12 protein-coding genes are annotated in these 12,109 nt (G+C 74.5%); 3 read left to right on the forward strand and 9 right to left on the reverse strand.

The annotated features are described in order from the left end of the window. Window positions 1-60: 60 nt before the first annotated feature. From T328_RS15975 to T328_RS15985, 3 genes are all read right to left on the reverse strand, one after another. A complete protein-coding gene (locus T328_RS15975) occupies window positions 61-705 on the reverse strand; it encodes a response regulator (protein WP_496496867.1) in 645 nt (214 codons plus the stop codon). Between the two features lie 219 nt (window positions 706-924). Then, complete coding sequence (macS, locus tag T328_RS15980; protein WP_496496705.1) at window positions 925-2,160, reverse strand: MacS family sensor histidine kinase; 1,236 nt, start codon at window positions 2,158-2,160, stop codon at window positions 925-927. Window positions 2,161-2,219: 59 nt separating this feature from the next. Then, window positions 2,220-2,993, reverse strand: a complete 774-nt coding sequence (locus T328_RS15985) for a lysophospholipid acyltransferase family protein (protein ID WP_496496706.1) — start codon at window positions 2,991-2,993, stop codon at window positions 2,220-2,222. A 201-nt stretch (window positions 2,994-3,194) separates the two neighbouring features. On the opposite strand from T328_RS15985, the gene T328_RS15990 reads away from it, so the two are divergent. Both T328_RS15990 and T328_RS15995 read left to right on the forward strand, forming a co-directional pair. Next, the gene (locus T328_RS15990; RefSeq protein ID WP_496496707.1) at window positions 3,195-4,019 is read left to right on the forward strand and encodes an alpha/beta hydrolase; all 825 of its coding nucleotides are present in this window, start codon (window positions 3,195-3,197) and stop codon (window positions 4,017-4,019) included. Continuing rightward, window positions 4,006-4,689 carry a hypothetical protein gene (locus tag T328_RS15995; protein ID WP_496496708.1) on the forward strand — a complete coding sequence of 228 codons (684 nt, stop codon included), beginning with the start codon at window positions 4,006-4,008 and terminating at the stop codon, window positions 4,687-4,689. The genes T328_RS15990 and T328_RS15995 overlap by 14 nt, the downstream gene beginning before the upstream one ends. A 114-nt stretch (window positions 4,690-4,803) precedes the next feature. On the opposite strand, the gene T328_RS16000 is transcribed toward T328_RS15995, so the two are convergent. From T328_RS16000 to T328_RS16025, 6 genes are all read right to left on the reverse strand, one after another. Further along, entirely contained in the window at window positions 4,804-5,574 is a 771-nt protein-coding gene (locus T328_RS16000; RefSeq protein ID WP_496496709.1) for an endonuclease/exonuclease/phosphatase family protein, read from the reverse strand. 69 nt (window positions 5,575-5,643) lie between these two features. Continuing rightward, window positions 5,644-6,585 (reverse strand): ROK family glucokinase, encoded by a 942-nt coding sequence (locus T328_RS16005; protein ID WP_496496710.1) that lies wholly within the window; start codon window positions 6,583-6,585, stop codon window positions 5,644-5,646. A gap of 73 nt (window positions 6,586-6,658) precedes the next feature. Further along, window positions 6,659-7,111 (reverse strand): DUF5304 family protein, encoded by a 453-nt coding sequence (locus T328_RS16010; RefSeq protein WP_496496711.1) that lies wholly within the window; start codon window positions 7,109-7,111, stop codon window positions 6,659-6,661. A 326-nt stretch (window positions 7,112-7,437) separates the two neighbouring features. After that, entirely contained in the window at window positions 7,438-8,763 is a 1,326-nt protein-coding gene (locus tag T328_RS16015; protein WP_496496712.1) for an ArsA family ATPase, read from the reverse strand. Between the two features lie 8 nt (window positions 8,764-8,771). Further along, complete coding sequence (locus T328_RS16020; protein ID WP_496496713.1) at window positions 8,772-9,242, reverse strand: SRPBCC family protein; 471 nt, start codon at window positions 9,240-9,242, stop codon at window positions 8,772-8,774. A 61-nt stretch (window positions 9,243-9,303) separates the two neighbouring features. Next, the gene (locus T328_RS16025) at window positions 9,304-10,065 is read right to left on the reverse strand and encodes a metallophosphoesterase family protein (protein ID WP_496496714.1); all 762 of its coding nucleotides are present in this window, start codon (window positions 10,063-10,065) and stop codon (window positions 9,304-9,306) included. A 143-nt stretch (window positions 10,066-10,208) separates the two neighbouring features. On the opposite strand from T328_RS16025, the gene T328_RS16030 reads away from it, so the two are divergent. Beyond that, window positions 10,209-12,035 (forward strand): AMP-dependent synthetase/ligase, encoded by a 1,827-nt coding sequence (locus tag T328_RS16030; RefSeq protein WP_496496715.1) that lies wholly within the window; start codon window positions 10,209-10,211, stop codon window positions 12,033-12,035. Window positions 12,036-12,109: the final 74 nt, after the last annotated feature.

Below are 12,109 nucleotides of genomic sequence, written 5' to 3' on the forward strand. Positions count from 1 at the left end.
TCACTCGATGGAGGGACCGGGGGTAGGGAAGTGCGCGCGTCGGCGGCCCGCGGGCCCGGCTCAGTCGTCGTCGAGCCCGCGTTCGATGGCGTAACGCACCAGCTCGACGCGGTTGTGGAGCTGGAGCTTGCCGAGGGTGTTCTGCACGTGGTTCTGGACGGTGCGGTGGGAGATGACGAGGCGCTCGGCGATCTGCTTGTACGAGAGCCCCTTGGCGACCAGGCGCAGCACCTCGGTCTCGCGGTCGGTGAGCTTGGGCACCTCGGGCTCGTCGTCGTTCTCCGCGACGGGCTCGCCGGCCAGCCGGCGGTACTCGCCGAGCACGAGGCCGGCGAGGCCGGGCGTGAACACCGGGTCGCCCTGGGCGGTCCGGTGGACGGCCTCGACCAGCTCCTCGGTGCTGGCGGACTTCACGAGGTAGCCGGTGGCCCCGGACTTGACGGCTTCGAGCACGTCGGCGTGCTCGCCGCTGGCGGAGAGCACCAGCACGCGCACGGTGGGCTGCGCGCCGACGACCTCCTTGCAGACCTGCACGCCGGGCAGGCCGGGCAGGTTGAGGTCCAGCACGAGCACGTCCGGCCCGGCGGCCCGCGCCCGCCGTACCGCCTGCGGGCCGTCCCCGGCGGTGGCGACCACGGCGAACCCGGCGGCGGCCAGGTCGCGGGCGACGGCGTCGCGCCACATGGGGTGGTCGTCGACGACCATCACCTTGACCTCTGCGCTGACTGCTCCGACCACCTCGGCTCCCTCCCTGCTGCCGCCGGACGCGGTGTCCGCGGACCATGGTGGCGCATGTCGCCGGTTTCGGCACGTATCGCCTCCCGCGGGGGTGTGCGGGTGTACGGGGCGGGGAGGCCCGGCACCGGCCGCGGCGGGGGCGGCGGGGGCGGAGCCGAAGCGCGGGGGCAGAGCGCGGGCCCGGCGTCAGCGGCGGGGGGTGACCGGGGCCGGCGGGAGGCGTAGTTCCACTTCTGTGCCCTGGCCCGGGGTCGAGACCCACTCCGCCGTGCCGCCCAGGTCCCGCAGGCGCCCGCGGATGGACTGCGCGACGCCGAGCCGGCCCTCCGACTCGGCCGCCGCCAAGCGGCCCCGCGGGATGCCGGGGCCGTCGTCCCGTACGGTCACCACCACCGTGCCGTCCGGCTCCTCCTCCAGCAGCACCCACGCCCGCGCCTCCGGGCCCACGTGCGTGCGTACGTTGTCGAGCGCGGCGGCCACCGCCGCGGCCAGCTCCCGGGCCGCGTGCGTCCGCAGCGCCACCGGCGAGCCGGGCTCGGCGACGGAGACACGCGGCCCGCTCATCGCCAGCAGGAGCAGCCGCAGGGACTCCCGCTCCGCCAGACCGCCGTCCGGCCCGGCCCCGGCTGCGGCTCCGGCTCCGGCTCCGGCTCCGGCGGAACGTTCCGCCGCCGGCTCCGCCGTCCGCTGGGCCGGCAGCGTCGCGCCCGTCACCAGCGCCCGCAGCGCCGCCTCCTGCTCGCCCGCCAGCCGGCCCAGCTCCTTCGCCTCGCCGCCGATCGCCGCGCCGCGGCGCTGCACCAGCGCCAGCACCTGCAGCACGCTGTCGTGGATGTCGCGCGCCAGCCGCTCCCGCTCCCGCGTCGCCGCCTCGATCTGCAGCGCGCGGGCCAGCGCCCGCTCGCTGGTCCGCGCCACCTCGACGATGTAGCCGATCGCCGTCGAGGCGACCATCAGCAGCACGATGTTGTGGAAGTTGTCCTGCACCATCTCGCCGCGCTGCACGATGTTCGACAACCCGACCGCCGCCGACGACGCCGCGCCCCAGCGCCAGCCGCCCTTGATCGCGAACCCCAGCACCGAGCCGGCCGCCCAGATCGACGGCAGCGTGCTCGCGCCGTCGTCGATACGCTCCGGGGTCTCCACCGGGATCGTCAGCAGGATGCCGGTCAGCGTGAGCCCGATGTCCGTCGCCAGGAACGGGTACGTACAGCGCTCCGCCGACGAGACCCGGCGGAAGGTGGCCAGCGTCCACAGCGCGAGGACGGCGAAGTACGCCCAGCCCAGCGCCGGCCGGGCGACGTCGCCGTGGCGGGGTACGAACTGCGCCACGGCGTACGCGAGGGTCAGCACCCGGAAGTACGTCAGCGCCTGCCACAGGGGCTGCTCCACCGACATCCGCCGCTTGTTCTGCCCGGCCATCGCCCTGGCTCTCCCTCCCGCGTGCCCACCCGCGCGTACGGCGCGCTAGCGCGCTAGCGCTAGGCGGCGTCCTGCCGCTCCCCTGCCCCGGAGCCGCCGTCGGTCTTCTCGGCCTTCTCGGACTTCTCCTCCGCCTTGCGGCGCTTGGCCTCGTCCACCATCCGCCGCTTGGCCGCCGTCGCGTACTCGTCGACGTACTCCTGGCCGGAGAGCTTCATGATCTCGTACATGACCTCGTCGGTCACCGAGCGCAGGATGAACCGGTCGTGCTCCATGCCCTGGTAGCGCGTGAAGTCCAGGGGCCTGCCGATCCGGATACCGGGCCGCATCACCTTCGGCATCACCTGCCCCGGCGGCTGGATCTTCTCCGTGTCGATCATCGCCACCGGCAGTACCGGCGCTCCGCTGAGCAGCGCCAGCCGGCCGAGGCCGCCGGGCTTGCCGCGGTAGAGGCGGCCGTCGGGCGAGCGCGTGCCCTCGGGGTAGATACCGAACAGCTCGCCGCGCTCCAGCACCTCAAGGCCGCTCTTGATCGCCGCCTCGCCGGCGCCGCGGCTGCCGGAGCGGTCGACGGGCAGCTGGCCGACGCCCTTGAAGAACGCCGCGGTCAGCCGGCCCTTGACGCCGGGGGTGGTGAAGTACTCCGCCTTCGCGATGAAGGTGACCTTCCGGTGCAGCATGGAGGGGAGGAAGAACGAGTCGGAGAACGACAGATGGTTGCTCGCGAGGATCGCGGCACCGGTGTCGGGCACGTTCTCCATGCCTTCCACCCAGGGACGGAAGACGAGCCTCAGGCTGTTGCCGAGAGACATCTTCATCGCGCTGTAGAACAACCGGGGCCTCCTGCGATCCGCTCGTGTGACCATAGCGCTCCTGGTCAAAGAGCGGTATTCGGGGTCGGCGGGCCGGCCGGCGGGCGGTGCGGGGCGCCCACAAGGCGTCCGCGGGGGCCCGTCCGTCCGTACGGGGCAGTACGCTCAGGGGCAGCGCCAGGCACGTATCCGCCGCCCGCCTGACACGATCGGAGTCCCGTCATGCCGGTCCTTCCCGGAGCCGAGCCGTTCCGCCAGCCGGGTGGCGGGACCGGGGTCCTGGTCTGCCACGGCTTCACCGGCTCACCCCAGTCCGTACGGCCCTGGGCCGAGCACCTCGCCGCCCGCGGCCTGACGGTCTCCGTGCCGCTGCTGCCCGGGCACGGCACCCGCTGGCAGGACCTGCAGGTGACCCGCTGGCAGGACTGGTACGCGACGGTGGACCGGGAACTGCGCGAGCTGTCCGACCAGTGCGAGCGGGTCTTCCTGTGCGGGCTGTCCATGGGCGGCACGCTGATGCTGCGGCTGGCCGCCCTGCACGGGGACGCGGTCGCCGGCGTGGTCGCCGTCAACCCGCTGAACAAGCTGCACGGGCTGCTGCCGAAGGCCCTGCCCGCCGCCCGCTTCCTGGTGCGCACCTCCCCCGGCGTCGTAGGCGACATCGCCAAGGAGGGCGCGAAGGAGACGGGTTACGACCGGGTGCCGCTGCACGCCGCGCACTCGCTGCGGCAGCTCCTCGCCCGCGTCGACGACGAACTGCCCCAGGTGACGCAGCCGCTGCTGGTGCTGCACAGCCGGGTCGACCACGTCGTCTCGCCGGTGGACTCGGCCCGCATCCTCAGCCGGGTCTCGTCGCGGGACGTCACCGAGACGGTGCTGGAGAAGAGCTACCACGTCGCCACGCTCGACCACGAGGCGGAGCGGATCTTCACGGACACCGGCGACTTCATCGACCGGCTCACCCCGCCGGCCGGTGACACCGACAGCACCGACGACACCGACGGCACCGAGCAGCGGAAGGAGGCCCGGGCACGTGGCGGAGCGTAACCCGGACCGGGAGGACCCGCAGCAGGGCGACGGGTCCGCGGACGCGGAGCCGGCGGGGTCTGCGGGGTCGGCGGGGTCGGACGGCGCTCCGCTGGACGAGGAGGCCGCGTGGGCGGAGATCGTCGCGGCGTTCGATGAGGACTCCGTGGAGCCCCCGCACGAGCGGGCGGCGCGCACGGCGGCCGAGGGCGAGGGACCGGACGGCGCGGAGGACCCCGGCGGCGCCGGCGGCGTGGCGACCGGGCCGGGCCCGGCCGACGGTGACGAGGACGGCGCCGCGCAGGACGGCGGCACCGCGGCCGGTGCCGCCGCCGGCACCCCGGCCGGCGGCGGCGGCTTCATCGTCTTCTCCGCGGGCACCGGCCCGCGCGACTGGGAGGCGGCGGAGGCGTCGGACGACGACCTCGACGAGACCGACGAGGGCCACTTCGTCCCGCCCGAGCCGCCGCCGCTGCCGAAGGCCGACACGACGACCAAGTTCGCCTGGATCGCCGTCCTCGGCGGCCCGCTGCTCCTGCTGGTGATGCTCATCCTCCAGCAGCCGATGACCTGGTGGGCCTCGGTGCTCGGCATCGGCGGCTTCCTCGGCGGCTTCGCCACGCTCGTCGCCCGGATGCGCCCGGGCGGCGGCGATGACGACGAACCCCCGGGCGGCGGCGCGGTCGTCTGACGGATCCGGATCCGGATCCGGACCGGTACGGAACTCGTTCGGGTAGCCGCGCGGCAGACGCGTACGCCGCCACGGAGACGAGGGCTCTCGACACCTACGCGCTCGTCGAAGAGGTCAGGAAGCGTCCCTGACCGGGCCGGACGCCGGCACGCGCAGGGCGGCCAGGACGGGGAGGTGGTCGGTGGCGTCGCGGAGGTCGGCCGGGCTGACGCCCGGCAGGCCCGCCGGAACGCCGCAGCCCAGCACCTCGACCGCCTCGGTGGCGAGCACGGCGTCGATGCGCTTCTTCGGGTCGAGCGCGGTGGAGGTGTGCCGTCCGCCCCACGGGCCGGCCACCCAGCCGTCCTGCAGCTCGGCGGTCAGCCGCTGGAACGAGGGGCCCTTGGGGCGTTCGTTGAGGTCCCCGGCGACCACGACGTGCGGTTCGCCGAGCGCCCGCACGTGCGCGAGCACCAGCCCGGCCTGCTCGTAGCGCTCGGCCCCGGCCAGGCTCAGATGGGTGCTGACGACGGCCAGCCGGGCGCCGCCGAAGCGCAGCACCGCCGTCGCCAGGCCCCGCTGGTGCAGGCCGGGGCTGCGGGGCAGCAGCGTGTCGTCGGTGCGCTCCACGTGCGCGCGCAGGCCGGCGAGGAGCATGGGCCCGGCGGTGGTGGCGCCGCCGGTGACATACATCAGGCCGGTGGCGCGGGCGAGCCGCGCCGCCTTCTTGCGCCACCGGAAGAAGCGCGGCGCCTCCTGCACGCAGACGACGTCCGGGGCGCAGGCCCGGATCACCCGGGCGAGCGCCGCCGTGTCGTCGCGCATGGAGCGGATGTTGTAGCTGAGCAGCCGGACGACGGCGGAGCCGTCCGGCTCGGTGCGCGAGGCGGGAAGATCGGGCAGCACCCGCCCGAGACTACCTCCGCGCCGTGGACGCGGCGGCGGTCCGGCCGTCAGCCCTGGCGGGCCCCACCGTCAGCCCTGGCGGGCAAGGTCCGCGGCGCCGACGAGTCCCGCGCGACCGCCGAGTTGGGCGGCGAGCACCTGCGCGTGCGGCCGCCACTGGTTGCCCACCAGCCAGCGCCGGAACGACTTGCGGATCGGGTCGAGAACGAGATCGCCCTCGTCCGATACGCCGCCGCCGACGATGAACGCGGACGGGTCGAAGAGCGACGCCAGGTCCGCGAGCCCCGCGCCTGCCCAACGGGCCAGCTCCCGGAACGAGTCGATCGCCACCGGGTCGCCCTGCCGGGCCGCCTCGCTGACGTGCCGCCCCTGGACGCCCTCGGGCGTACCGTCGCCGAGGGCGAGCAGTATCCCGGCCGCCTCGGGGGTGGCGGCGGCCCGCTGGCGCGCGTACCGCAGGAGGGCGCGGCCGGAGGCGTACTGCTCCCAGCAGCCCTGGCTGCCGCAGCCGCACAGCAACCCGTCGGGCACGACCCGGATATGGCCGAACTCCGCGGCCACGCCGAAGCGGCCGCGGTGCAGCCGGCCGCCGATGATCACGCCGCCGCCGAGGCCGGTACCCAGGGTGATGCAGACGACGTCGTCGTGGCCCTGGCCGGCACCGAAGCGGTACTCGCCCCAGGCGGCGGCGTTGGCGTCGTTCTCGACCACGACGGGCAGGCCGATGCGCTGCTCGACCTTGTCCTTGAGCGCCTCGAAGCGCCAGTTGACGTTCGGGGCGAAGAGCACGGTGGCCCGCTTGTCGTCCACGTACCCCGCGGCGCCGATGCCGACGGCCTCGGCGGGAGCGACGGAGGTGACCTCCTGGACCGCCGCGCAGATGGCGTCCACGACGCCTTCGGGTGTTTCGGGGGTCGGTACCGTGCTCGTCTGGATAATCGAGCCCTCTTCGTCGACCACACCGGCCGCAATCTTGGTGCCGCCGATGTCGACGCCGATGGTGAGTCCCATGTCTCCCTCGGATATTCGGTTCGAGCCCCGCTGCGCCCCCTCACATTACCGGAGGCGTCGCGGGACCCGGCCGTCAGTCGAGGTCGATCTGCTTGGGGCTGCTCGGTGGTTCGTCGTCCCGGGACCAGTCCGCCTCCTGCCGCTGAACTGCGGCGCGGTAGGCGGCGGCGATCTCCGTACCGGCGGCGGCGAGGTGGTCGAAGATCTGCGGATTGCGCTCCACGACGGGCTCGACCACGGTCTTCACGGAGGCGAGGAACTTCTTCGCGACCTGCTGCGCGGCGGTCTGCGCGACGGCGGCGGTGCCGCCGGTCGCACCGGGGGCGCGGAGTTCGGAGACCTTGTCGGAGAGGGAGTCGAAGAAGCGGCGCAGCTCCTCGGCGGCGCTGACGGGCTCGGGCCCGTAGACCGCGCGCCGCCGGGCCTGCTCGGCAGCGAAGTCCTCGGCACACGCCTGGGCCCACGCGTCCGGGTCCGGGGCGGTGGAGGCCGCACCGGATTCAGGGCGCTCGATGGCATCACTCATACATCGACGGTACCCGAACAGCGACTTCACGTTCACTGCCGCGCAGCGGGTTGTGGCGGACGGGGCGGGGTGTCGGGGGGTTGGGGCGGGGTGCGCCGCAGGTGGGGACGGATGGAGGGGGCGCGGGGACGGTGCGGGTACGCGGCGGTGCGGATCGGCCCGGGGCGGGGCAGGGGTGGAGCGGCGGGTGCCGGGGGTGGCGGGGAACGCGAGACCCGGGGGGCGGGTGGTGTCTGGCGTGCGGGACGGGGCTCGGTGGGCCTGGCGTGGGGGTGCCGGCCTGGCCCCAGGGGGCCGCTCGGCGCGGGGTTCGGGCCGGCGGCCGGTCAGCGGGGCTGGGGCCAGACCGCGGGGTCCGGGGCGAAGCGGATGTGGAGTTCGCCGTCGTGGAGCCCGGCGCGGTCGATGGTGCAGCGGCGGAGTGCGGCCGGCAGGGGCAGGGCGCGGCGGTGGCCGGCGACGGTGACGAGGAGTTCGTCGCCGCGGCGTACGAGCGTGAGGTCGGACCGTTCGGCGCCGGGCAGCGGCAGCCGGTACCGCAGCACGCCCTCGGCGGCCAGCAGGTCGTCCACCTCCGACGGATCCCCGGGGTCGGCGCCGGGCACCCGCACCCCCGTACCCGGCGGGTCCACCGCCTCCGCCAGCGCGGCGAGCGCGACCGGGCCCTGCGGCTCCGGCCCCAGGTGCGGCAGTACGCAGAACGCGCTGCCCGCGGCGCGCAGCTCGGGGCCCAGCTCCTTGACCACGCGCTGCTGCTCGTCGGCGAGCGTCGCGTACCAGACGTCCTCGGAGCCGGCCGGCAGGACGCGGTTGGCGACGACGGCCTCGACGGCGCAGCCCTGCAGCGCGAGCGCCGCACGGAGCCGGCGCAGCTCGCGGGCCCCGCGCGGGGTGGGTTCCAGGACGAGCCGCACTCCCGTGCCGGCCGCTTCGGCGGCCTCCCGTACGACCTCCAGCCGGTGCTCCCAGCGGGCGGCGGCCTCGTACACCCGTCCCGCCGGCACGGGCGCTCCGAGCAGCCGTCCCAGCAGCGGCCGCAGCCCCCGCGCGGCCTGCCGCTCGGCCGGCAGCAGCCGCCGCAGGTACCGCACCAACTGCTCGGGCAGCGCGAGCATCCGCAGCGCCTCGCGGGCGGCGGGCATGTCCACGACGACGAGATCCCAGGGCCCGGCCGCGCCGGAGCCGTCGTCCGCGCCGGCGCCGGCCGGCATCTCGTACAGCGTCACCAGCGCCCGCAGCACCGCGAACTCGCGGGTGCCCGGCAGCGGCGTCAGCTCCTCCGCCGCCAGCGGTGTCGCCCCGAGGAGGTCCAGGGTGTCCGCGTACCGCTCCTGCCAGATCGCCAGCGCCTCCGCCGCCGACTCGGCCCCGCGCAGCCGGGCCGCCCACAGTCCGTCCTCGACCCGGACCGGTTCCGTCCACGGCGGCACGTCCTCGGCCCACTCCTCCCCGCCGCCCGGGGAGCCCGGCCCGGCCCCCGCCCGCGGCACCGGAATCTGCGCCTCCGGCACCCTCGCCAGCAGCCCGCCCGCCTCCGCGTCCGCGCTCAGCAGCAGCACGCGGGCGCCGTCCCGGCCGGCCCGCAGCGCCGTCGCCGCCGCGACGGTCGTACGGCCGGCGCCCGCCGCCCCGGTGACGAGGATCGTGCGCACGGTGGGCGTCAGTCCGTACCGGAGTCTGCGGGCGCGCCCGGCGCGCTCTCGACGCGCTTCTTCAGCCCGTCCAGCGCCCGCTCGATGATGATCTTCTCCATCTTGCGCTTCATCATCCCGAGCATCGGGATCTTGACGTCGACGGTCAGCTCGTACGTCACCTCGGTACGCTCCCCGCCCGCCACCGGCTTCAGCAGGTACGCCCCGTCCAGCGCGCGCAGCATCTGCGACTTCTCCAGCGTCCACCGCACCTCGTGCGGTCCCGCCCAGGTGTACGCCAGCGTCTGCTCGTCCCGGATCGTCTTCGCGTCCAGCACCAGCAGCACCCGCGCCGCGCGCCCCTGCCCGTCCGCTTCGAGCACCTCGGTCCGCCGCACCTCGCCGGTCCACTCCGGGTAGCGGCCGAAGTCCGCGATCACCGTCATCACCGCGTCCGGCGCGGCGTCGATGGTGATGCTCGACCTGGTGTGCTCTGCCATACCTGGGCTCCTCCGTCAACCGTCCGCGCTGAAGGTTACCGCGCCCGGTTCACCACTCCGTTCACCACTCCAGTACCCACGGCGTCCCACGGGACGCGAAGTGCCCGACGTTCACGCACTCCGTCGCCCCGATCCGCATCCGCCGCGCGAGCGGCTGGTGGACGTGGCCGAAGAGCGCGTACCGCGGCCGCACCCGGTGCAGCGCCTCCAGCAGCGCCTCGCTGCCCCGCTCGAAGCGGCGCGCCACCGTGTCGTAGCAGAGGTCGGGGACGAGCGGCGGGATGTGCGAGCAGAGCACGTCGACGTCGCCGACGGCGGCGACCTTCGCGGCGTACGTCTCGTCGTCGATCTCATAAGGAGTACGCATCGGCGTCTGCAGCCCGCCGCCGACGAAGCCGAAGACCAGCCCGCCGATCTCCACCCGCTCGCCGTCGAGCACGGTGGTGCCCTCGCGGGCGAACTCGGGCCACAGCCGTGGGATGTCGACGTTGCCGTACGTGGCGTACGTCGGCGTGGGGAAGGCCGCGAACAGCTCGGCGTACTGCTTGCGCACCGCCTTCTCGATCTCCCCGCGCTTGTCGAGACCCGCCCACAGCGTGCGCACGAAGTCGCGGTGCTCGTCGAACCTGCGGGCGGTCCGCAGCTCCACGCTGCGCGTGGCGTTCGCGACGCCGAAGAGGTCGGGGAAGATGCCGCGGGAGTGGTCGGCGTAGTCGATGAAGAGGACGAGGTCGCCGAGGCAGACCAGGGCGTCCGCGCCGTCGCCCGCGCGGGCCAGGTCAGCGCTGTTGCCGTGCACGTCACTGACCACGTGGACCCTCATGCGGTCAGCCTACTTCCGCCGCCCTCTCATGTTTCCGTGGTCCCGCCCGGGTTCCGGCCGACGGTGAGCGGCGCCACTGCCGCGGAGTGCCCCCGTGGAGATAGGGTCGCAGGTGGCACACCGGCACGTCGAGGAGCAGCGTCTTGCGAGAGTTCGCCCTTCCCGCCCTGTACGAGGTCCCGGCGGACGCCAACCTGACGGACCTCATCCGCACCAACGCCGCCCGGACCCCCGACCTCGCGGTCGTCGCCCGCAAGAACGCGGCCGGCGACTGGGCGGACGTGTCCGCCGCCGACTTCCTCGGGGAGGTGGAGGGGGCGGCCAGGGGCCTGGTCGCGGCCGGGCTGCGGCCCGGGGACCGGGTCGGGCTGATGTCCCGTACGCGGTACGAGTGGACGCTGCTGGACTTCGCGATCTGGACCGCGGGCGGCGTGCCGGTACCGGTGTACGAGACCAGCTCGCCGGAGCAGGTCCAGTGGATCCTCAGCGACTCCGGCGCGGTGGCCTGCGTGGTGGAGACCGCGGAGCACGCCGCGGCGGTCGAGTCGGTACGGGACCGGGTGCCGCGGCTGGAGCACGTGTGGCAGATCGACGCGGAAGGGGACGGAGAGGGCGCAGCGGGCGCGGCGGGCGCCGTCGCCGCGCTGACGGCCGCCGGCGCCGAGGTGTCCGACGCCACGCTGGAGAAGCACCGCACCGCCGCCGGCGCCGACTCCCCCGCCACCCTCGTCTACACCTCCGGCACCACCGGCCGCCCCAAGGGCTGCGTGATCTCCCACGGCGCCTTCCTCGCCGAGTGCGGCAACGCCGTGGAGCAGCTGCGCCCGCTGTTCCGCCCCGGTGAGAGCTCGGTCCTCCTCTTCCTGCCGCTCGCGCACGTCTTCGGCCGGCTGGTGGAGATCGCGGCGGTGGTCGCCCCGATGAAGCTCGGCCACGCGCCAGACGTCAAGAACCTCACCGACGACCTCGCCGGCTTCAGACCCACCCTGCTGCTCGGCGTGCCCCGCGTCTTCGAGAAGGTCTACAACTCCGCGCGCGCCAAGGCACAGTCCGACGGCAAGGGGAAGATCTTCGACAAGGCGGCGCACACCGCCATCGCGTACAGCCGCGCTCTCGACACCGGCGGCCCCGCCTTCGGGCTGCGGCTGCGGCACGCGCTCTTCGACAAGCTCGTCTACGCCAAGCTGCGCGCCGTCCTCGGCGGCCGGGCCACGCACGCGATCTCCGGCGGCGCCCCGCTGGGCGAGCGGCTCGGGCACTTCTACCGCGGCATCGGCTTCACCGTGCTGGAGGGCTACGGCCTGACCGAGACCGCCGCCGCGATCACCGTCAACCCGGTGCAGCGGCCGAAGATCGGCACCGTCGGGCAGCCGCTGCCGGGCTGCACCATCCGCATCGCCGACGACGGCGAGGTGCTGGTGCGCGGCGGCAACGTCTTCGAGGAGTACTGGGACAACGAGGACGCGACGGCCGCCGCGCTGGACGGCGAGTGGCTCCGCACCGGCGACCTCGGGAGCCTGGACGAGGACGGTTACCTCTCCATCACCGGGCGGAAGAAGGAGATCATCGTCACGGCGGCCGGCAAGAACGTCGCGCCCGCGGTGATAGAGGACCGCATCCGGTCGCACGCGCTGGTGGCGGAGTGCATGGTCGTCGGCGACGCGCGGCCGTTCGTCGGGGCGCTGATCACGCTGGACGAGGAGTTCCTCGGCAAGTGGGCGGCGGACAACGGCAAGCCGGGCCGGACGGCGGCGGAGCTGGCGGACGACGCGGAGCTGCGGGCGGCGGTGCAGCTGGCGGTGGACGACGGGAACGCACAGGTGTCGCGGGCGGAGTCGGTGCGCAAGTTCCGGGTGCTGACGGGGCAGTTCACGGAGGAGTCGGGGCATCTGACGCCGTCGCTGAAGCTGAAGCGGGGTGCGGTGGCGAAGGACTTCGCGGCGGAGATCGAGGCGCTGTACGAGCGGTAGGGCGCGGAGGCGGCCGTCGGGGGACGGTGCCGGCCGCCCCGCGCGTACGGCACCGGTCGCCGATCGCCCCTCGT

It is taken from the genome of Streptomyces sp. CNX435 (assembly GCF_059570575.1).

Coding starts and splice junctions, on each gene's coding strand:
- T328_RS15975 (WP_496496867.1), bottom strand. CDS start 705: ATGGTCGTCGACGACCACCCCATGTGGCGCGACGCCGTCGCCCGCGAC.
- T328_RS16020 (WP_496496713.1), bottom strand. CDS start 9,242: ATGGCAGAGCACACCAGGTCGAGCATCACCATCGACGCCGCGCCGGAC.
- T328_RS15990 (WP_496496707.1), top strand. CDS start 3,195: ATGCCGGTCCTTCCCGGAGCCGAGCCGTTCCGCCAGCCGGGTGGCGGG.
- T328_RS16005 (WP_496496710.1), bottom strand. CDS start 6,585: ATGGGACTCACCATCGGCGTCGACATCGGCGGCACCAAGATTGCGGCC.
- macS (WP_496496705.1), bottom strand. CDS start 2,160: ATGGCCGGGCAGAACAAGCGGCGGATGTCGGTGGAGCAGCCCCTGTGG.
- T328_RS16010 (WP_496496711.1), bottom strand. CDS start 7,111: ATGAGTGATGCCATCGAGCGCCCTGAATCCGGTGCGGCCTCCACCGCC.
- T328_RS16025 (WP_496496714.1), bottom strand. CDS start 10,065: ATGAGGGTCCACGTGGTCAGTGACGTGCACGGCAACAGCGCTGACCTG.